The sequence below is a fragment of the Providencia sp. PROV210 genome (assembly GCF_028479445.1).
GTDB classification, from domain to species: Bacteria; Pseudomonadota; Gammaproteobacteria; order Enterobacterales; family Enterobacteriaceae; genus Providencia; species Providencia rustigianii.
This window is the reverse complement of the sequence record NZ_JAMPNQ010000005.1, coordinates 1-21251: the sequence shown is the minus strand read 5'-3', so window position 1 is coordinate 21251 and position 21251 is coordinate 1. Positions and strand designations below refer to the sequence as shown.

General features: G+C 41.8%; 21 protein-coding genes and 1 other RNA gene. 7 read left to right on the top strand and 15 right to left on the bottom strand.

Annotated elements, in window-relative coordinates; translation table 11 throughout:
• Positions 1–182: 182 nt before the first annotated feature.
• Genes bioD through bioB form a run of 4 tightly spaced genes read right to left on the bottom strand, consistent with a single transcriptional unit; the run spans position 183 to position 3855 of the window.
• Positions 183–857 (bottom strand): dethiobiotin synthase, encoded by a 675-nt coding sequence (gene bioD / locus PR761_RS04275; protein WP_272519335.1) that lies wholly within the window; start codon positions 855–857, stop codon positions 183–185.
• Positions 850–1683, bottom strand: a complete 834-nt coding sequence (gene bioC / locus PR761_RS04270; protein WP_006812737.1) for a malonyl-ACP O-methyltransferase BioC — start codon at positions 1681–1683, stop codon at positions 850–852. Before bioC ends, bioD begins: the two co-directional genes overlap by 8 nt.
• Positions 1661–2818, bottom strand: a complete 1158-nt coding sequence (bioF, locus tag PR761_RS04265; protein WP_154611001.1) for an 8-amino-7-oxononanoate synthase — start codon at positions 2816–2818, stop codon at positions 1661–1663. Before bioF ends, bioC begins: the two co-directional genes overlap by 23 nt.
• Positions 2818–3855, bottom strand: coding sequence for a biotin synthase BioB (bioB, locus tag PR761_RS04260; protein ID WP_006812739.1), 1038 nt, complete (start codon positions 3853–3855; stop codon positions 2818–2820). Before bioB ends, bioF begins: the two co-directional genes overlap by 1 nt.
• A gap of 93 nt (positions 3856–3948) precedes the next feature.
• Between bioB and bioA the strand changes: the two genes are divergently transcribed.
• Positions 3949–5220, top strand: coding sequence for an adenosylmethionine--8-amino-7-oxononanoate transaminase (gene bioA, locus PR761_RS04255; RefSeq protein WP_154611000.1), 1272 nt, complete (start codon positions 3949–3951; stop codon positions 5218–5220).
• A 45-nt stretch (positions 5221–5265) separates the two neighbouring features.
• Here bioA and pgl read toward each other — a convergent pair whose 3' ends face one another.
• Positions 5266–6246: a 6-phosphogluconolactonase gene (pgl, locus tag PR761_RS04250; RefSeq protein WP_154610999.1), complete on the bottom strand. Its 981-nt coding sequence runs from the start codon at positions 6244–6246 to the stop codon at positions 5266–5268.
• A 176-nt stretch (positions 6247–6422) separates the two neighbouring features.
• Between pgl and PR761_RS04245 the strand changes: the two genes are divergently transcribed.
• Positions 6423–7241: a pyridoxal phosphatase gene (locus tag PR761_RS04245; RefSeq protein WP_115164080.1), complete on the top strand. Its 819-nt coding sequence runs from the start codon at positions 6423–6425 to the stop codon at positions 7239–7241.
• A gap of 139 nt (positions 7242–7380) precedes the next feature.
• Here the strand turns inward: PR761_RS04245 and modC are convergent, their stop codons facing one another.
• The 6 genes from modC to PR761_RS04215 form a co-directional block, all read right to left on the bottom strand.
• Complete coding sequence (gene modC, locus PR761_RS04240; protein ID WP_154610998.1) at positions 7381–8448, bottom strand: molybdenum ABC transporter ATP-binding protein ModC; 1068 nt, start codon at positions 8446–8448, stop codon at positions 7381–7383.
• Between the two features lies 1 nt (position 8449).
• Positions 8450–9139 (bottom strand): molybdate ABC transporter permease subunit, encoded by a 690-nt coding sequence (gene modB / locus PR761_RS04235; protein WP_006812744.1) that lies wholly within the window; start codon positions 9137–9139, stop codon positions 8450–8452.
• A gap of 22 nt (positions 9140–9161) precedes the next feature.
• A complete protein-coding gene (gene modA / locus PR761_RS04230) occupies positions 9162–9932 on the bottom strand; it encodes a molybdate ABC transporter substrate-binding protein (RefSeq protein WP_154610997.1) in 771 nt (256 codons plus the stop codon).
• Positions 9933–10124: 192 nt separating this feature from the next.
• The gene (locus tag PR761_RS04225; RefSeq protein ID WP_006812746.1) at positions 10125–10910 is read right to left on the bottom strand and encodes a surface-adhesin E family protein; all 786 of its coding nucleotides are present in this window, start codon (positions 10908–10910) and stop codon (positions 10125–10127) included.
• The gene (locus tag PR761_RS04220) at positions 10907–11515 is read right to left on the bottom strand and encodes a hypothetical protein (RefSeq protein ID WP_154610996.1); all 609 of its coding nucleotides are present in this window, start codon (positions 11513–11515) and stop codon (positions 10907–10909) included. The genes PR761_RS04225 and PR761_RS04220 overlap by 4 nt, the downstream gene beginning before the upstream one ends.
• 276 nt (positions 11516–11791) lie before the next feature.
• Complete coding sequence (locus PR761_RS04215; RefSeq protein WP_039854347.1) at positions 11792–11944, bottom strand: AcrZ family multidrug efflux pump-associated protein; 153 nt, start codon at positions 11942–11944, stop codon at positions 11792–11794.
• 185 nt (positions 11945–12129) lie between these two features.
• Here PR761_RS04215 and modE point away from each other — a divergent pair, with 185 nt between their 5' ends.
• The 4 genes from modE to PR761_RS04195 all read left to right on the top strand — a co-directional run bounded on the left by modE (position 12130) and on the right by PR761_RS04195 (position 16581).
• Positions 12130–12918, top strand: a complete 789-nt coding sequence (gene modE / locus PR761_RS04210; RefSeq protein ID WP_115164065.1) for a molybdenum-dependent transcriptional regulator — start codon at positions 12130–12132, stop codon at positions 12916–12918.
• 135 nt (positions 12919–13053) lie between these two features.
• Positions 13054–14532: a molybdate ABC transporter ATP-binding protein ModF gene (gene modF, locus PR761_RS04205; RefSeq protein WP_006812750.1), complete on the top strand. Its 1479-nt coding sequence runs from the start codon at positions 13054–13056 to the stop codon at positions 14530–14532.
• A gap of 370 nt (positions 14533–14902) precedes the next feature.
• The gene (gene gpmA, locus PR761_RS04200; RefSeq protein ID WP_006812751.1) at positions 14903–15655 is read left to right on the top strand and encodes a 2,3-diphosphoglycerate-dependent phosphoglycerate mutase; all 753 of its coding nucleotides are present in this window, start codon (positions 14903–14905) and stop codon (positions 15653–15655) included.
• Between the two features lie 185 nt (positions 15656–15840).
• Positions 15841–16581, top strand: coding sequence for a hypothetical protein (locus PR761_RS04195; protein WP_154610995.1), 741 nt, complete (start codon positions 15841–15843; stop codon positions 16579–16581).
• Between the two features lie 56 nt (positions 16582–16637).
• Here the strand turns inward: PR761_RS04195 and aroG are convergent, their stop codons facing one another.
• From aroG to nadA, 3 genes are all read right to left on the bottom strand, one after another.
• Positions 16638–17693 (bottom strand): 3-deoxy-7-phosphoheptulonate synthase AroG, encoded by a 1056-nt coding sequence (gene aroG, locus PR761_RS04190; protein ID WP_006812753.1) that lies wholly within the window; start codon positions 17691–17693, stop codon positions 16638–16640.
• Positions 17694–18003: 310 nt separating this feature from the next.
• A complete protein-coding gene (gene pnuC / locus PR761_RS04185; protein ID WP_006812754.1) occupies positions 18004–18726 on the bottom strand; it encodes a nicotinamide riboside transporter PnuC in 723 nt (240 codons plus the stop codon).
• Positions 18727–18821: 95 nt separating this feature from the next.
• On the bottom strand, positions 18822–19862 hold the full coding sequence (gene nadA, locus PR761_RS04180; protein WP_006812755.1) for a quinolinate synthase NadA: 1041 nt from the start codon (positions 19860–19862) through the stop codon (positions 18822–18824).
• Positions 19863–20113: 251 nt separating this feature from the next.
• Between nadA and PR761_RS04175 the strand changes: the two genes are divergently transcribed.
• Positions 20114–20989, top strand: coding sequence for an aminoglycoside 6-adenylyltransferase (locus PR761_RS04175; RefSeq protein ID WP_006812756.1), 876 nt, complete (start codon positions 20114–20116; stop codon positions 20987–20989).
• A gap of 146 nt (positions 20990–21135) precedes the next feature.
• On the opposite strand, the gene PR761_RS04170 is transcribed toward PR761_RS04175, so the two are convergent.
• A non-coding RNA gene (locus PR761_RS04170) (RtT sRNA) lies at positions 21136–21250 on the bottom strand.
• Between the last annotated feature and the right edge of the window lies 1 nt (position 21251).

Below are 21251 nucleotides of genomic sequence, written 5' to 3'. Positions count from 1 at the left end.
AAAATGTTTTTACGCTCAATTTTAGACAAAATAGGAATTTTGTGTTTATTTACGGAAACTACGTAGTATTTTCAGAGTGAAACTTGACAAAAAAAGGATCTAATACGTTAAAAAAGATCGCATGAAAAAAGAATCGAGAACCCCCTCTCTATACCCCATGATATAGAGAGTTTTAGCTCATTTTATAGTGCGGAAATGTCTAGATATTTTCCAATATCATTGAAGGAATGATTTTCGATATGCGGAATGATCCCCAAGCAGGGTGCTTCGATCATTCGTTTTAGTGCCGTGAGATATTCTTGCTGATAAATTCCTGCGGGCTCGACCTCATTGGCAATCCATCCCACTAAAGATAAACCTGCGGCCATCACGGCTTGAGCCGTCAATACTGCATGATTAATACAACCCAGCTTAGCCCCAACAACTAAAATGACGGGAAGTTGATGCTCAACCACCCAGTCGGCATACATTTGCTCTGAAGATAATGGCGTATACCAGCCACCAGCGCCTTCTACTAATACCCAATCCGCTTGCTGTTGCAGATTTCTTAACCCGTCGCTCATCACTGAAAATTGGATGGGCTGATTCATTTTCTCGCTCACAATATGGGGTGATGTCGGCGCTTCAAAGATAATCGGATTGATCTGCTCATACGGCACACTGACGCGACTATTCACCTGTAATTGTAATGCATCACTATTACGTAAACCTTGGGGCGTCATTTCACTCCCTGATGCCACTGGTTTATAGCCCACAGTATTAAAACCGTGTAAATTTGCGGCTTGTAATAATGCACAGCTCGACATGGTTTTGCCGATTTCAGTATCGGTTCCCGTTACAAAATAGGTCTTAGTCACGATAAATAATTCCAAACACTGTTTGATAAGTTAATGGCAGCCCTTGGTCGGTATCAGGATAAACCGATATCAATTGCTGCAACCTCTGACGAGTCATCAGCCCCGATTGGCGTCCCGCTGTTAAATGTGTGGCACCAATCCCTTTAACCGAGTTGAGAAGCTCAATCAAATTAGAAAAATAGAGCGTATCCGCTTGTTGAAAAAGCTGATGGCGCCACGGTAAGCAGCTTTTGGTAATCTGCGGGTAGGCTAAAAAACGATTAACATGGGGTGTATCATCCAGCACTTTCCATGCTTGGGATAATTCCCCCAACGAATTTTCCGCCAATGTCGTGAATCCAATCATGCCACCCGGTTTGGTTACCCGATAGAGCTCCCCCAATGCATGTTGAAGGTCATCGCACCACTGAATGGCTAAATTAGAAAATACACCGTCAAAAGAGGCATTGTCGAAAGGAAGTGCATCCATGTCTGCACACACATAATCGTTGGCAGACTGCTTGCTTTTGGCCACATTAAGCATGCCCACAGAAAGATCGAGTGCTGTCACCTGATCCCCACGTTGCTGCATAATTTGGCTAAAAAAACCAGTTCCACATCCCGCATCTAAAATATGATGGCATGTCGATAAACTCGCTGGATTGGCATACTGATCTAATAGCCGTAGTAATTGTGATCCTGTGTTTTGCTGGTAATTAGCCAAAGAGTCATAGCGAGCCGCAGCACGCCCAAAAGCCGACGCTATTTTCTGTTTTTGTCGATTTTTTTGTTTTTGACGACAATGAATATCTTGAGCGCTGCCCTCATGAAACAAACTTAAACTCATGGAGAGCCTCCAATAATTTATCAACATCCTCTTGATGATGGGCTGCGCTCAACGTAATCCGTAATCTCGCGCTATCAGGGGGCACTGTCGGCGGGCGTATTGCTTGAACCCAAATCCCTTTATTCCGCAGAAATTTTGATAGTTGTAGGCTTTTTGCATTATCTCCCACAATCAATGGCTGGATAGCCGTCATGGAGTCCACCAACTGCATATCGGGTAAATCTATATTATTCCTAAAATGGTGAATATTACTCTGAAGCTGTGCTCTTGCCGCATCGGCTTGCTGAATTTGTTGTACGGCAGCGGATAACGCGACAGCCTGTGCAGGTGGCATTGATGTGCTATAAATGAGGTGACGCGCCGCTTGAATCAAGAAATCTGCCGTGGACTCATCACATAATACCGCCGCACCACTAGCCCCGAATGCCTTGCCAAACGTCACCACTAAAATATCAGGCTTGATACCATATTCATCACAGCTACCCCGCCCTTGCCGTCCTCTCACGCCAATTCCATGGGCATCATCCACCATCAGCCAAGCACCATAAGAATGAGCAACTGTATTCAGCTCATCCAGAGGTGCACTGTCCCCATCCATGCTGAACACCCCTTCGGTGATCACCAAGGTTTTAGAGGAGAATGGCTTACTGATCAGTTTTTCCAAAGATGACACACTATTATGGCTAAATCGACGTAACTGCGCTTGAGAATGCATCGCCCCTTCAAGGAGTGATGCATGGCTTAATTTATCCGCCAATATGCGATCTTCGCGGGTCATTAACGCACTGATCAGTGCATGGTTTGCTGCAAATCCCGAGATAAATAATAGCGCTTTAGGGTAACCAAGCCACTCGGCGAGCTGCTGCTCAAGATCTTTGTGAGCGTTGGTATAGCCTGTAATATGTCCCGAACCACCACTCCCGACACCATACTCTTGCGCGCCTTGTTGCCAAGCGGCAATCACCTTTGAATTCTGGCTAAGACCTAAATAATCATTTGAAGAGAAATTAAGGTAATTTTCACCTTCAAAAGTGAGTTCTCTGCCATTACTTTTCTCAATACAGCGACGTTCTCGCCATGCAGAAGCTTGCTTACGCTTCTCCAATTGAGTTTCAATAAAGGATTGCCAGCTCATTAGACTGCCGCATTATAAAACTGTGAGTTATCCGCGGTGAGTACCGCTTCTGCCAGATTTGCGGCTTGCAAATTATCCCCTTCATCAGTTTCAATACGCTCAGGGTTAATATTTAATTTTCGGAACAAGGCAATATCTTTGTTTTCATCTGGATTTGGTGTGGTAAGCAGCTTACAACCATAGAATACCGAGTTAGCACCCGCCATAAAACATAGCGCTTGAGTTTGCTCATTCATGTGCTCACGGCCCGCAGATAAACGCACATAGGAGGTAGGCATCATGATGCGTGCAACTGCAATAGTGCGAATAAAATCAAATGGATCAACATCTTCGTTGTCCGCCATTGGCGTTCCTTCTACTTTCATCAGCATATTAATAGGCACGCTTTCTGGTGGTTTAGGTAAATTCGCCAGCTGGACGAGCAATGCCGCACGGTCACTGACTTTCTCACCCAATCCTAAAATTCCTCCGGAACAAACTTTGATCCCCGCACTACGCACATTATTCAACGTATCTAAACGATCTTGATAAGTGCGTGTCGTAATAATATTTCCATAATATTCAGGGGAGGTATCAAGGTTATGGTTATAGTAATCCAGCCCAGCCTCCGCTAAACGACTTGCCTGAGAATCATCAATCATTCCGAGGGTCATGCAAGTTTCCATTCCGAGGGCTTTGACCTCTTTCACCATCATTTCAAGGTAAGGCATATCGCGCTCTTTCGGGTTACGCCATGCGGCTCCCATACAAAAGCGAGTTGAGCCTGCATGCTTAGCTTTTTTCGCTGATTCAAGAACTTGCTGAACTTCCATCAGGCGCTCAGTTTCTAGTCCAGTTTTATAGCGCGCACTTTGGGCGCAATATTTACAATCTTCGGGGCATGCACCAGTTTTAATCGACAGCAATGTGCTCACTTGAACTTGTTGCGGATCAAAATGCTGGCGATGTACTTGCTGCGCTTGAAATAATAGTTCAAAAAAAGGCATTGAAAACAGTTCATTAGCTTGTTTTATTGTCCACTGTTTTAATTGGCTCACGGAAATACTCCAGTTGAAAAAGTTGTTGCCAGTTTAAATATTGAGATTATCATGTCAACTAAATTGATCTAAAAAAGTTGACGAGTGATTTATATGGACAGTTCCGACATTGCTTTTGATGCCAAGCATATTTGGCATCCTTACACCTCGATGAGCCACCCTATCCCCGCCTATCCTATCGTTGCCGCCGAAGGCGTAGAGCTAATCATGGCAGATGGAAAAAGGCTAGTTGATGGAATGTCTTCTTGGTGGGCAACTCTCCATGGCTATAACCATCCAGTACTTAACCAAGCAGTAACGGAACAACTGGGAAAAATGTCCCATGTGATGTTTGGTGGTATCACCCATCCACCCGCAATCGCACTCTGCAAACAATTGGTAGCCATCACACCAGAACCCCTTGAGTGTGTATTTTTAGCTGATTCAGGTTCCGTTGCTGTCGAAGTTGCTCTCAAGATGGCTCTGCAATATTGGCAAGCTCGTGGAGAGAAACGTCAGCGTATTTTGACGCTACGTCACGGGTATCACGGAGATACTTTTGGGGCGATGGCGGTTTGTGATCCTGATAACTCCATGCACGGGCTGTATAAAGGCTATTTACCACCGCATATTTTTGTGGATGCCCCTCAATGTGGTTTTCATGATGAATGGGATGACGCCGATTTATTACCACTGAAGCAACAACTGGCAGAGGATCATCAAGATGTTGCAGCGATCATCCTTGAACCGATCGTTCAAGGTGCAGGTGGAATGCGTTTTTACCACCCTAACTATTTAAAAGGTGTACGCGAGTTATGTGACCAATATGGTCTGCTTCTCATAGCCGATGAAATTGCCACCGGTTTTGGGCGTACGGGGAAATTATTTGCCTGTCATCATGCTAATATTTCACCTGATATTATGTGCTTAGGAAAAGGTTTAACAGGAGGGTACATGACGCTCTCTGCAACCATCACCACCCGCCATGTGGCTGAAACCATCAGTAACGGAGACGCGGGTTGCTTTATGCACGGTCCTACCTTTATGGGAAACCCTCTGGCGTGTGCGGTAGCAAATGCCAGTCTGAAGTTACTCCTAGAAAGCCCATGGCAAAAAACTGTCGCAAATATCGAACAACAATTAATCACAGAGTTATTACCGTTAGTTCGCTATGACAGCGTTCAGGATGTCCGAGTTCTCGGAACCATTGGTGTGATAGAAATGAAGCAGCCAGTTAACACGGCTGAATTACAGAAGATTTTTGTTGCAGAAGGTGTTTGGGTTCGCCCATTTGGTAAACTGATTTATGTGATGCCGCCGTATATCATTACACCGGAGCAACTCACAAAAATCACCCAAGCCATGGAAAAAGTTCTCACCGCGTAATGGAAAATGTCGCTGAGTTATCCTTTCAGCGACACAGTTATACATCTATCTAAACGTCACCCACATACAACCAGCCGATACTTTATAGCGAGCTAATAGGGTTAATTTCCCTGTAATCGGATCAATCTCAGAGACCGAAATATGATCGGATTTTTGTCCGCTAGAAATCAAAAAACGCCCCGTTCCATCAATATTAAAGCCGCGTGGTTGAGTTTCTGTTGGATAACGCCCAACTAAGCTCAGTTCACGACCGTTATCAGAGACTTGATAGTGGCTCAAATAACTTTCGGAACGTTCACTGGCATACAAATGGTGACCATCCGGCGTGATATGAATATCTGCAGCCCAACGCTGGCTCTGGTTACCCGCAGGGTATAACGCAACATTCTGCATTTCGCGATAGCGGGTAAATTTATGATATACATTAATGGTGGAATCCAACTCATTAAGGCAATAAATCACATTTTCGGTAGGATGTAATGCGAGATGGCGAGGTCCCGCTTTTGCCGCCGTGGTGATTTGCTCTGCGGTGGCTTCGGTTAAATAACCGTTATCCGCTAAATCGAACAGGCGAATATGATCTTCACCGAGGCAAGGTATCCAAAGTTGCTGATTTTGTGCATCCATATGCGAAGAATGAGGATGACGTAGACCTTCAACCACTTGGATCGGCGCTCCCGCAACACCATCATTACCAATAGGTAAAACAGCTAAATTATGCTGATGATACGAGGGTACGAACAGGAATTTACCACTATTATCTAACGATAGATGCACGGGTTTTCCCGGCACGCTAGTTTGTGCTTTAAAACGCAATGTCCCTTGAGCTTCAATTTCATAGGTCACAACGCTCAAGTGAGGTCCCACACCAATATACAGATATTTTTTATCATGGCTGACCACCATCGGCTGTACTTGTCCCGGTGTATTCACGGTTTGTAGCAGAGAAAGTTCACCGACTTGGTTCATTGCCCATACGTGAATTTGTTGGCTTTCTGGGCTGGCAACATAAACAACCTGATCCATCCTGACTCCTTGAGTGATGATAAATTCGAGCGCAATTAGCGAATTAATGATTCTACCTAGAATAATAGAAAATGCCCCTAAAATCCTGCCTCGCACAGTTTGATGTATAAACACTAATCAACTTCAGTTATCATAAGGCTCTAAAATGAATCCGAAAAAATCATATGGAGTCGTTTATGTCATACCGCGTTATTGCCCTCGATCTCGATGGAACATTACTCGATCACCAGAAAAGAATTTTGCCTGAATCTTTAGAAGTCCTGAATGAAGCCCGTCGCCAAGGCGTCAAAGTCATTATTGTGACTGGTCGCCACCATGTGGCTATCCATCCGTTCTATCAGGAATTGGATTTAGATACCCCAGCGATTTGCTGTAACGGGACTTACCTGTATGACTATTTAGGTAAAAAAGTCCTGAAATCCAACCCAATGACCGTCGATTCCGCTGCTTTGCTGATTGATAAACTGCGTGGCTCTGATATTCAACACTTAATGTATGTTGATAATGCGATGCTGTATCACACGAAAACTGAAGGTGTGACGCGCACATTAAATTGGGCGCAATCTTTACCTCAACATCAACGTCCAAACTTCGAATTTATCGAAGATTTCGCCCATGCGCTCAACCAATATGAGTACATTTGGAAATTTGCCGTCACCTCGCCAGACCATCAACGTCTGCACGATATTGTTCGTGAAATTGAGTCAGAATTAGACTTAGATTGCGAATGGTCGTGGGAAGATCAGGTAGATGTAGGCCGCAAAGGTAATAGCAAAGGCCAGCGCCTGAAAGAATGGGTCGAAGCCCAAGGTATGAGCATGAATGATGTAGTTGCTTTCGGCGATAATTTCAATGATTTAAGTATGTTAACCACCGCAGGACTAGGCGTTGCTATGGGTAACGCTGTTGATGAAATCAAGCAGCAAGCGAAGCTTGTCACTCGCATTAATACCGAGCCGGGTATTGCCGAAGTGATCCGTAAATACGTTTTGTAAAACGACTCAATGTAAGGCTCTAAGTCATTGGTGTTGTGACTAGGCCGCAAATGAAGCTATCCCTAGGAGCATACACAAGTATGTGACTAGGGTGAGTTAATGAAGTCAACAACGCTGCGGTGTGAAGAACAACGAGCCTTTAGAATGTTTTAGAAAGAGATGCCGACTTAACCTGCGCAAACACCTTCCGCCCCTTGCGGATCGAAAGTTCATCCCTCGCCCAACGGGTGATCCTCGCCCACAAATAATGCTCATCACCAAGATCTAACTTCACATCCACTTGCTCACCATCCTCAACCCATTCCACCACTTCGGCGGAAATAATATTTCGAATACTGCTTACTAGGGGTTTTTCGAGCACTAACGACACATCTGAAGCATCGATTCTCAGACGTAATTCACTGCTTTTATCCACATCGACACGGGGGATCCACAGTTTTTGTCCACCAACCAAAACCGCGGTCATTTGATAGTCTGGATGCTGACTGTGTACCTCTACATTAAGAACGCTACTGAGCGTTTCTTGTTGTAACCAAGGTCGTAACGCACTACTTGCCCACACTTCTTCGAGAGGCCCAAACGCTTTAACTTTACCTTGCGCCATCACGATGACTTTATCCGCTAAACGTAAGATTTCGTCCAAACTGTGGCTCACATACAGGATTGGGATCTTCACATCTTTTGATAGCTTTTCTAAGTACGGTAATAATTCACGTTTGCGAGGGAGGTCGAGGGAAGCTAATGGCTCATCCATTAGCAAAATTTCAGGTGCGGTGAGTAACGCACGACCAATCGCCACCCGCTGTTTTTCACCACCAGACAGCGTAATCGGGAATCGGTTAAGTAATTTTTCGATACCCAGCAATTCAACAATATCATCGAATCTTTCTTTCATTTCCGGCGCCATACCGTAGCGCAAGTTGCTTTTCACTCGATAATGGGGAAATAACCGTGCATCTTGGAAAACATAGCCAATATGGCGCTTCTCAGGTGGCAGGCAAATTCCTTTTTCAATATCCACCAGTGTGCGCCCATTCAGGACAATCCGGCCTTTATTGGGTTTAGTGAGCCCACCAATCACGTTGATTAATGAAGTTTTTCCAGCTCCCGACAAACCAAATACGGCGGTAATACTTTCTGTGGGTAATTGAGTATTAACTTCTAGCTGTAAGTCGCCCAATTTTTGAGAAAAATTCAGTTCTAACATATTAGGCTACCCCTAAGCGCTTCTTGCCCCAACGGGTCAGCCACTCTGAAATCAACAACGAAATTAACGCTAAAACAATTGCAATAATACACAGACGCGCTGCATCAGTTTCAGCTCCCGGCGTCTCAATCAATGTATACATGGCGAGTGGAATTGTTTGGGTTTCCCCTGGAATGTTGGAAACGAACGTGATTGTCGCACCAAATTCCCCAAGAGATCGTGCAAATGCCAGTACAGTACCGACAATTATACCCGGTAAGGATAATGGGATAGTAATCGTGAAAAAGACGCGTAAAGGCGTCGCTCCAAGTGTACGGGCTGCTTGCTCTAATTTTCTATCCACCGCTTCAAGCGCCAAGCGAATGGCTCGGACCATTAGCGGAAAAGCGACTACCGCAGATGCTAATGCAGCACCGCGCCAACTAAATGTAAAGCTGAAGCCAAACCAGTCATACAGCCATTCGCCAATAAATCCACGTTTTCCCATGCTGATCAACAGTAAATAACCCACAACCACTGGCGGTAGCACCAGTGGCAAGTGGATAATACTATCGAGCAATGTTTTGCCGGGAAAATGGCAACGAACTAATATCCAAGCGACCAAGATCCCCAGCGGTAAACTGAAAACCACAGCCACACTAGAGACCTTTAAACTTAGGTAAATCGCTTCCCATTCATAAGCACTTAACATCTGCAACGATATATTCTCTTCGCTATTTGGTAGTAAAACCGTAACGTTTGAACACTTCTGAAGCCACTGGGGTTTTCAGGTATTCATAATAATCACGGGTCGCTTTATTATCCTGATCTTTAACAATTCCCATTGGATATTCAACAGGTTTATGGGTATCTGCTGGGAAAATACCCACGACTTTGACTTTTTGGCTCGCAACCGCATCAGAGCCGTAAACAATACCTAAAGGTGCTTCTTGGCGTTCAACCAGCGCCATACCACTACGAACATTATTAGTACGAGCCAATAATGGGTTAACTGTTTCCCATGCACCGAGATAAGTTAAAGCCTCTTTAGCATAAATACCAACAGGGACATGGTCTGGATCACCGACAGCTAACCGTCCGCCATCTAGCAATTTTTTCCAATCAGTTTGTTTATTGATTTCGATTTTATCAATTTTAGAATCTTTTGGCGCGATCAAAACCAGTTCATTACCCAGTAAGGTATAACGCGTATCGTTCACCATCAAATTTTTATCAATCGCAAAATCCATCCACTGTTGGTCAGCAGAAATAAACATATTCGCTGGTGCACCTTGCTCAATTTGGCGCGCTAACGTTGAGGATGATGCATATGAAGCAACCACTTCAACATTGGTCTCTTTTTTATATTGTGCTGAAATTTCATTCAGTGCATTGGTCAACGAAGCTGCCGCAAATACCGTAATTTTCTCAGCCGCAAAACTGTTACCCACCATTGAAAGCGTTAATGTGGCGCCAGCGACCAGTGATATCAAACCTTTTTTCATTTTAATCCACCCTTGTATTAATTAACCCGCTATATATATCAAGATATAGCGTTAACTTAAAGTTAAACAATGCATAAAGGTGTGCTAGCTCAACAAATGGAAGATTTACAAGCGCTCAATAATAATATCGACAGGAGGATAGACAACGTTAATGTTTTCGTCGCCTATCCCATAGAGATGCAGAAAGAAAAACTACTGGACAATAGATTGGCATTTCTGGTCATTAATCTCGATAGTAGACTCGAGTGAATTACCATTGTAATACTCTAAAACAACGGCTTTAGGTTTACTCAAACCTAAACCATTTTCAAATATATCGCATATCTTATTAAGCTGCTTTTCCTTGATTTCACTATTCAATTTTCGATGAAAATCGGCTTTTGGCATGTCATCTGCTCGATATGAAATATGAATAATTCCCTCTGCTTTTTGAGCACCTATCAACGTTAACCAATCATTAAGTTTGATTGGCGCTCGCTGATTTAGGTTATTCACAAAATCATCCGATGTCTTTTGTGAGCCATTTTTCAACTCACACAATTTTTGCCAAAAAATAGCATTGAAATTATTTTCGGCTGCAATTTCCCAGCGACTACTTACGTCTGGATATGGAATAGTAGGCTTACCCGTTGCATATTTATTGGCGAAAAATCCTATTGGTCGCTCAGTATATTTATTAGTTTTTCGACAGTCATAGATATGTGTCGCTTTTATCGAATTAAATTTAATTCCTTTTAAATCATTCTCTTCTTTTAATGACGTCACCACATTAATTTGAATTAAATCAGTGTTACCTTGGTAATAATCGGTTTCTGGCTTAGCCATATACATGGTTGCCGATTTAGTTTCCATCCATTTTATATATCCAGCAGGTAACTCTGAAGATTTTAGCGTATTTTTCTCTTGAAGCTTTTGGGAACTTTGACAGCCCATCACAGAAATACAGATGGAAGATAATATTATCAATTTAAGTTTCATTTGATGATTCCTACTTCACGTAAATCTTGAGGTTCTAAATTCCCTTGTATAGAACAAAATAGCGTGACCGTTTTATCACTACTCTCTTCGATGATAAATAATTTTTCTGCCGATTCTTCGTCAGGTGCAATATCCCCTACTGGAGAACTATTTTTCAGCCATTTATCAGATAGAGAATTACGATATACAGGGTTATATACATACGAATTATCTGCAATTTTTACTAATTTTATTTCTTTAGATAATATGCGAGCAACCTCATCTAGTGGTTGGCTAGACTCAAAACCCCAATAATAATATTCACCTGTTGGTGCATTTGGAACAACGTCTTTATATTTATTAAAATCTGAATACTTCACTACCAATTTATCGAGTTTTAATGAACCTTCATTAACACTTATTGGTTTTATAAAATCTTCACCATCTATAATTTTTTGTTGATAAAACTCATTAATTATAGGTTTTATTTGATTATTTTGACTGGCATCTTTAAAAAACTCAGCATTACAATTTGATAATGATTTTATCAGCGTTGATGCCGTGGCTGTATTACTAAAAGACATTATTAACAATTGAAATACGATTAAAATACGAAATATCATCATAAACCATCCTTTGAATAACATTTGGTGTTTAAATATTTATAAAAATAATAATATCAAAATTATAACACTAAGAATTTAGAATGGTCATGGTGATTGTTCAGCAAATAGAGTTAATTAAGACAATTCAATAGAAATAACGTTATTTACTGTTGAGTGATGAAAGATAGTAAAAAATCACAAAACTAACTATTTCACCGAGTAAAAATGACTTGCCCCCCAACTATCGAGTAGCCAGAGGGCAATAATTAGCGAGAAAACTAAATGGTCTACAGGTGACTATTTGTTTTCATTGTGATGATGGTGCGGTACGTGAGCTTTAGACAGCAAGTTAAAGAAAGCCCCTAAACCATAGATAAGCCCCATGATCAGCGCCATCACAACTGGAACCATTAAAAGAGCAAAGCCCAAACTTTTTATGAGTTCTAACATTAAAACCTCTTCAGTGATACTGTGCTCACCAGCCTTCTGATACGCTGACGAGGAAAAATCAACTATAACTAAAATAATAACGCACAATAGCATTATATTGCATACTATTTTAGACAAATTATTATACTAGCGACATACTAAACGTGCTTTTTATCTATACCGCCAAAAACCTAGGGGAGAGAGCTATGCAGGCTGAAATTCTACTCACATTAAAATTACAAGGAAGTTTATTTGCCGATCCTCGCCGCATCGCGCTTCTCAAACAGATAAAAGCGACAGGGTCAATTAGCCAAGGCGCTAAGTTAGCAGGTATTAGCTATAAAAGTGCTTGGGATGCGATCAACGAAATGAACCAACTCACCGATGACATTTTAGTTGATAGAGCCACTGGAGGCAAAGGTGGTGGCGGAACGACATTAACTCATTATGGGGAAAGATTAATCCAGCTATATGATTTACTAGGACAAATTCAGCAAAAAGCATTCGATGTCCTCAAAGAAGATAGCCTCCCTCTTGACAGCTTACTCGCTGCTATCTCACGATTTTCACTACAAACGAGTGCCCGTAATCAGTTTTTCGGTACGCTGATTGCCCGGGATCACAACCAAGTTTTACAACACGTTCAAGTAAAATTAGCCGATCAGAAAACCGTGATTAATGCAGCCCTCACGGAATCCAGTGCTAATCGTCTTAGCTTAATCGAAGGCAAAGAGGTGCTCGCACTAATTAAAGCACCATGGGTAAAACTGACCAAACAACCCAATCAAAGCCACTACGATAATCAACTCGCGGGAACTGTTTCTACCTTAGAACGTGGTTCTGAAAATAGTGAAATTTTAGTCACTTTAGCGGGTGGTGAAACCCTGTGCTCGACCTTAACGAATCAAGAAGTTGATACGTTAAAATTGGCGATTGGCGACTCAATTACAGCGCTATTCAATGCCGAGCAAGTAATTATCGCTACCCTTTGCTAAATTTTTAGTTATTTATTTTATTTACGGCAAATAACCCTGCGGTTTTTTTTAGCTTATCCTAACGCCTACTTATTGACTTTGTCTGCGAACCTGATTATCTGTGGTACAAGACATGGTCAATGATAAGGATGCTAGATGGGCTCAATAATAATACAAAATGGGTGCTTTAAGCTTAGTGATACACACACACTGGATATTCAACAACTTGAAATTCATTCTGGTGATAGCTGGGCATTTATTGGCGCAAATGGAAGCGGCAAATCATCACTAGCACGTGTTTTTTCCGGTGAATTACAGCGACTTTCTGGCATAAACCAAAACAGTTTTAAGTCCCCTGTTCGCCTCTCCTTTGAGCAGCTACAAAAAATAATCGCCGAGGAGTGGCAGCGTAATAATACCGATTTGCTCAGTGACGATGAAGAAGACACTGGATATAGTGCCGCCGAAATCATACAACTCCACCATAAAGACAATGAATATTGTTTAGCGCTGGCTGCTAAATTCGGTATCAGTGATCTGCTTTCTCGTCGCTTCAAATATCTTTCGACAGGGGAAACCCGTAAAGTTTTATTGTGCCAAACATTAATGGGAAATCCGGATTTATTAATTCTCGATGAACCCTTTGATGGGTTGGACGTATACTCTCGCAACAGTTTAAGTGAGCTATTACTTGATTTACATGAGCAAGGGCTCACTTTGGTGCTGGTCTTAAATCGTTTTGATTTAATCCCTGAGTTTGTCACAAATATTGGCATCGTCGCCGACTGTAAACTCACGCTTTCCGGTGATAGAAAGTCAGTACTTGCTGACACTCTAATTAGTCAGCTACAACACAGTGAAAAAATAAAACAGCTGACAATACCCGAACAAGAAGACCCAACTACGGATGAGAGTTTAGATCCTGAGACTCCGCGTATCATCTTAAAAAATGGAATTGTGAGCTACAATGATAAACCCATTTTACATGGGTTGAATTGGCAAGTTGACCCTCATCAACATTGGCAAATTATTGGTGAAAATGGTGCAGGTAAGTCCACATTACTAAGCCTGATTACAGGGGATCACCCTCAAGGTTATAGTAATGACCTCACACTATTTGGATGCCGTCGAGGCAGTGGCGAAACCATTTGGGATATTAAGCGTCATATTGGTTACGTCAGCAACAGTATTCATCAGGAATATCGCGTTGCCACTAGCGTACTCAATGTGATTATCTCAGGCTTCCATGACTCAATCGGGTTATACCAAACCCCATCAGATCGCCAAGTTCAATTAGCCTATGAGTGGTTGGCACTACTTGGCTTCGCTCCTCAAACCGCTCAACAACCTTTTCATAGCCTTTCATGGGGTCAACAACGGTTAATATTGATTGCCCGAGCATTAGTTAAACACCCTGCCATGTTGATTCTTGATGAACCTCTGCAAGGGCTTGATGGGCTCAACCGCCTGTTAGTACTCCGCTTTATTGATATTATGCTTAGTCGCGGTAATACCCAATTACTGTTTGTTTCTCATCACCAAGAAGATGCTCCTTCCTGTATTACCCATCGATTAAAATTTGTTCCTGATGGTGATAAATACCGTTATGACATCGAAATCGTTGAGCCAGAATAGCCATCCAATGGCTGGTGAGTATTTACTTACTAGCCATTTTCGCATTAATTGATTGAATCTTTGTATTACTTAATCCAACGCATATTATTATTGAATTTTTCTCTTGCTGTATCGATTCACTTGAGGTTAAATCTAGTCCATACCTATGATTTACTAAGCAAGTGAAGCAAGCTGAAAATCGTCCAATAAACTAAATCGTTTCATCCCATCTTAAGTTAAATATTTATTGCTAAGATCTCGATGTTGTTGATTTTTTTAGTTTGGCATTGATAAAACGCAAGTTGTCACTAGCGTTCGGGACGACTATCCCTATAATGTAGGTCAGCAATAATTCATTTCTAATTTGAATGTACTGATAGGAGTTTTAGCTATGGCTGTAACTAAACTGGTTTTAGTAAGACACGGTGAGAGTGAGTGGAACAAAGAAAACCGCTTTACCGGTTGGACTGATGTAGAACTGTCAGAAAAAGGTCGCGAAGAAGCGAAAAATGCAGGCCAACTGCTAAAAGATGAAGGCTTTGTTTTTGATTTCGCTTACACCTCTGTTCTGAAACGTGCTATCCACACCTTATGGAACATTCTTGATCAAGTTGAACAGCAATGGTTGCCAGTAGAAAAAAGCTGGAAACTGAACGAACGTCACTACGGTGCTCTGCAAGGTCTGGACAAATCAGAAACCGCAGCAAAATATGGTGATGAGCAAGTTAAATTATGGCGTCGTGGTTTTGCTATCACGCCTCCAGACCTGACTAAAGATGACGAACGCTATCCTGGTCACGACCCACGTTATGCGAACTTAAAACCGTCTGAGCTACCTGTTACTGAAAGCCTGGCAACAACGATTGACCGTGTTGTTCCTTACTGGGAAGAAGTGATCAAGCCTCGCGTAGCTAGCGGTGAGAAAGTCATTATCGCCGCTCACGGTAACTCACTGCGTGCGTTAGTTAAGTACTTAGATAACATGGGTGAAGAAGAAATTCTGAACCTGAATATCCCTACAGCAGTGCCACTGGTTTATGAGTTTGATGAAAACATGAAACCAATCAAACGCTACTATTTGGGTAATCAAGACGAAATCGCCGCTAAACAAGCAGCAGTTGCTAACCAAGGTAAAGCAAAGTAATCACTTACTTTTTTGATACCTAGCAAATTACATTAAGGGTTGAGCTGATGGCTTAGCCCTTTTTTATTGTCATTAATTCCTTCTTCATTCACTTTCATTATAAAATGATGCCGCGTTGAGTGTCGGAATAGCCCATAACCGACTATCATAGGGAAAACTAACTGAAAGGTTTATAAAACAAGATAATGAATAAATTTAATCTTTATGTCTGGGTGGGGTTGATCCTCAGCGCCAGTATTTTAGGTGCGTTGCTGTATATGCTACAAACGGGTGAAATGACACTTGAAGGACCAGCTGGGAGTTCTAATCCAGAATTAATGAAGACTCTGATGATCATTGCCTGTGTGAGTTTTCCAGTCCAAATCGTCAGCATGATGGTACTCAACTATAAGCCTACACTGGCGATTATTATCGCTATCATCAGCAGCGTTGCATTAATGCCAATTACTATTGTATTTGTAATGGGAATGATTTTCTCCGCTATACGCTGGCGCTACCATCAACTAACACCATTCGATACGACCATTAACGTAGATTTTGATATTCGCCTAACCATGGATAAACGCCGTAATACGATGACCGTGATCCCTCTGGCTATTTTGGGTATTGCATTGATTGTATTGAGCCAAAGTATGGGAATGTTCTTATTTGTACTGGCAGCCTTTTTAGGTTATTTCGGTAAAAAAGCCTGTACCACCACCTATTTAGCGGTTAAAGGTGACCATTTTTATATTCGCCCTAATATCTTCGCCTTTTGCTACCGTATCCCACTCAAGGATGTGACCTATCTAAAAACAGAGAAAGGGAAACTATTTTTCACTGCTAAAGTTGAAGAATCAGAAATTCCATTGTCTGCCACCCCAATCAGTACAACCGCAGACGATCAGGCTAATATAGAAAAATTACTCAGCCGAATTAAAAAATAAGCAAACAAAAGCCAGTTCCTAAAATAGCGAACTGGCTTTTTTCTTTAAATTTTAGTTTATTTATTACGACGGGCAATTACCGCATCTGACAGCTGGCGTAATACTTTTTCTGTATCATCCCAGCCAATACACGCATCCGTGACGCTTTTACCATAAACTAAAGGCTCACTAGATTCTAAATCTTGGTTCCCTTCAACTAAATGACTTTCAATCATCACACCCGTGATTGAACGGTCACCTTGACTGATTTGAGCGCTAACATCCGTAGCGACTTCCATCTGTTTTTCAAATTTCTTACAGCTGTTGGCGTGGCTAAAATCAATCATAATACTTGGCACTAAACCGGCTTTTTCCAAACCTTCACGCACTTCTTTAACGTGTTTAGCGCTATAGTTTGGCTCTTTACCACCACGTAAGATAATGTGGCAATCTGGGTTTCCGCTGGTATTCACAATTGCAGAATGCCCCCATTTCGTCACTGATAAGAAACAGTGTGCCGAACGTGCCGAATTAATCGCATCTATCGCAATTTTAATGGTGCCATCAGTCCCATTTTTAAAGCCAACTGGACATGATAAGCCAGACGCTAATTCACGGTGAATTTGTGATTCCGTCGTACGCGCACCAATAGCTCCCCAGCTCATCAAATCTGCCACATATTGCGGGCTGATGACATCGAGGAATTCTCCAGCAGTCGGTAAACCTTGGTCATTGATCGTTAAGAGCAACTCACGGGCAATTCGTAAACCATCATTGATATTGAAACTATGATCCATATGAGGATCATTAATTAACCCTTTCCAACCTACTGTTGTACGCGGTTTTTCAAAATAGACACGCATAACAATTTCAAGGGTATCTTTTAACTCAGCACGTAATTCATTCAAACGCTGAGCATATTCCAACGCGGCTTTTGTATCATGAATCGAGCAAGGGCCAATGACAACAACAAGACGGTCATCTTTTCCCACAAGGATATTATGAATAGCGTGGCGAGCTTCATGAACGGTAAACGCAGCTTTATCGGTTGCTGGAAATTTTTCAAGCAGAGCAATAGGAGGTAATAATTCTTTTATCTGTTTTATTCTGACGTCATCGTTCTGATAGTTCATACCGGTATATCCACTGTTTATTATTTTTTACTGAAGTTGAGTTACATACCTTTTAAATCTCAATAGCTAACAAATAACTTGAAATGCGACAGGTATCGAATTTTTAATCTAACCGTTCCCCGAGCATCTGTAAACAACCAAACAGACCAGAAAATCATCATTAAATTGTGGTTTGATTATAAAATGAGGTCAAATACTGATATCTAGCACAATTACTAGATTTTAGATGAGTTTTATAGCGTAAAAACATATAGAAACGGCTAAACAACGAGGATGTTACTTTAGCCGTTTTTTTTGTATTTTTTCTTATCTAGCCACGAGACATTGGCTCAGAGCCATTTTCTTTCGCAGATTTCATCCATAGACGAGAACCATTTAGAGCAATACCGAGTAGCAGTAGGTATTCCAACGACATGGCGTAAACACCTTGGATAAAGAAAACCACAATGCTAATGACATTAATTACTACCCATAACAGCCAATTTTCCACATATTTGCGAGTCATTAGGATCATTGCCACAACCGACAATACGGTCATCGTCGAGTCCCAGAACGGGAAAGCATCGGGTTCAAGCACTGGCATCACTAAATTAGCACCAAACAGATTTAATACCGCCACAGCCCAGTTGGCTAATACACCAAAGACAGCATCAATATTAAACGTCAGAACAATAATCGCGAGGACAGAAATAATTAATGTGGTTAATGCGCTTGGTAAACTTAGCCAACGAATTTTTAATTCTGCCTCTTGAGAGCTGGACATTCGGCTCCAAGCATACCAGCCATAAATATTGGCACCAAAGAAAAAGAGTTGTAAAAGCAGGTTTGCGTATAATTGAATTTGGAAAAAAATCACCGCAAATAGAGTGACGTTGATTAGACCAAATAGGTAATTAATCGTTTTTTCAAAACTCGCTAATAAAATGCACAGTAAGCCGGCAATAGTGCCTACTGCCTCAATATACGACAAATCGTAAACACTTCCCCATACTGGAATCTGAACTAATGTATTGGCGGTGCTAAAGAACTCCATCTCAACATCCTATTTATCATTAATGGTTAAAATAGCATTGCTCATCAATATCACAGACGATTCTGAATTTAAATTAAACCGTCAAATCACAACTGTTATTTTAGACTTTCAGCAAACTTTAGCATTTTATTCAATGGCTGCATGGCTTTTTCACGTAACTGCTCACTGACATGAATTTGGTGCGTGACATCATCTCCTTCTAGAGCCGCTGCAATCGCTTGTAAGCCATTCATTGCCATCCAAGGGCAATGAGCACATGTCCGGCACGTTGCGCCTTCTCCCGCCGTTGGTGCGATATAGAGAGCCTTATCAGGACAGGCTTGCTGCATCTTATAAAAAATCCCTTTATCTGTTGCAACAATCATTGATGGATTCGGTAAATTTTGTGCGGCTTTAATCAGTTGACTGGTTGAGCCGACGGCATCCGCTAAATCCACTATCGCCTGCGGAGATTCTGGATGAACCAATACCGCCGCGTCAGGGTACATGGCTTTCATTTTTTCTAATGACTGAGTTTTGAATTCGTCGTGAACAATGCAAGCCCCCTGCCAACACAGAATATCCGCCCCAGTTTGTTGCTGAACATAACGACCTAAATGCTTATCGGGTGCCCAAATAATTTTCTCACCTAGGCTATCAAGGTGCTCAATCAGCTCAACCGCAATACTGGATGTAACGACCCAATCGGCTCGAGCTTTAACGGCCGCAGACGTATTGGCATAGACCACCACGGTACGGTCAGGATGAGCATCACAAAAACGAGCAAATTCTTCGTCTGGGCAACCAATGTCTAATGAACATTGGGCATCCAACGTTGGCATTAAGACATTTTTTTCTGGGCTGAGGATTTTGGCTGTTTCCCCCATAAATCTCACCCCAGCAACTAATAAGGTTGAGGCGTGATGACGAGCACCAAATCGAGCCATTTCTAACGAATCAGCGACACATCCCCCAGTTTCTTCCGCTAAGGCTTGAATTTCAGGATCGGTATAATAGTGCGCGACAATGACTGCATTTTTTTCAACAAGTAACGCTTTGATTCGCTCGCGATAAAATGCTTTTTGATCTGCATCTAAGGACGCTGGTTTTGGTGGAAACGGATAAACGGCCTGGTCAAAATCGATAAACACGCTCATTGATTGCCTCTGTTTAGTAGAAAGTGGTTTTATAGCTGAAATTTTTCATAAAACCCCTAAATTGTCATATTTTTGTTTTATATACTAAACACGATACTCCAGTTCGCCTAAGAAGTCTCCAACCTTTTCTCGATCAAAATCCCATATATCCTCTACCTTAAATTTCATCGACAGTTTTTCTGATTTGTCTTTCGCTTTTCTACCCATTTATCGGTATCTTAGCCACTCCTGTTAATTTCAATAGGTTAGTTATGGAATCACCTGCAACTTTATTAAATAAAATAATATCTATTTCATTACTCGAACCGAGAATCGAAGCAGTTGTACTGACTGGCTCTCGTGGGAGAGAAAAGGATATTGATGCTTATTCAGACATTGATATCGAACTTATCGGCCATGGCGTAACCGACCTTTTTAACGACAAAAATTGGGTTAGCCTAATTGCCAATCCGCTTATTGCCTTGCATTTGCAAAATGGTGGAGAAAATGAACCAGAATTTCCCACGTGTTTAGTCATCTACGAGGAAGGGCGTAAAGTTGATTTTACGTTTGCAGAGCCTATAAGGCTCAAAAAAATGCAACAAGGATTAGATACGATTTATACCCGAGGCTTTACTGTTTTGTTGGATAAAACAGGGTTAACTGACCAGCTACCTGAAGCCGCCAATATCCGTGTTCTACAGCCCCCATTATTAAGACAAAGTCAATTTGATGAGCTAGTCACTGATTTTTGGTTTGAAGCCCATCAGGTGGCTATCGCACTGACCCGAAATGAATTATGGAGTGCTTGGTCAAGAAGCACGGATATGAAACAATTTTTTCTCAGTTTGCTTGAGTTGAATGCATCACATTCCAATGAATTTAAAGATGTTTGGTACAACGGCAAGCACTACCAACAATGGATGCCGGAGCGCTTTATCAAAGCAACAGAAATAATTTTTGACTGTGGAACTGCACATAAGGCCGCTTTATCCCTGCATTGCTTGATGGCAAGCTTTCTCGAGGTTAGCGCTGAGTCTATGAGTCTATTCAACTATCAAGAGAAGCAATCTGTGGGCTTAAAAATGCAGGACATTGTTATCGGGATATTAAAGGATAACGGGCTAATAGCCGAAAAGATGAAATAAATAATGCAGAACTAGCAAGGGAATGCTGTTTTTTGTTTTTTTAGAATTGAAAATGGTTATTGGTGTTCATTGTTCTTTGACTGAGTTCGAAACCGTGGATGTTCAGGAGGAGACTAATGGAATTTTATGTGAAGAAATTTTTAAGATGATGGGTCGTGCAGGATTTAAGTCCTTCGGGTCGTTGCAGCAAGCGCAACGCTGTCTCGCTTCGCTCGGCTCGAACCTGAACGCAGCTTCTCACCTACACTCAACGTGCAATATG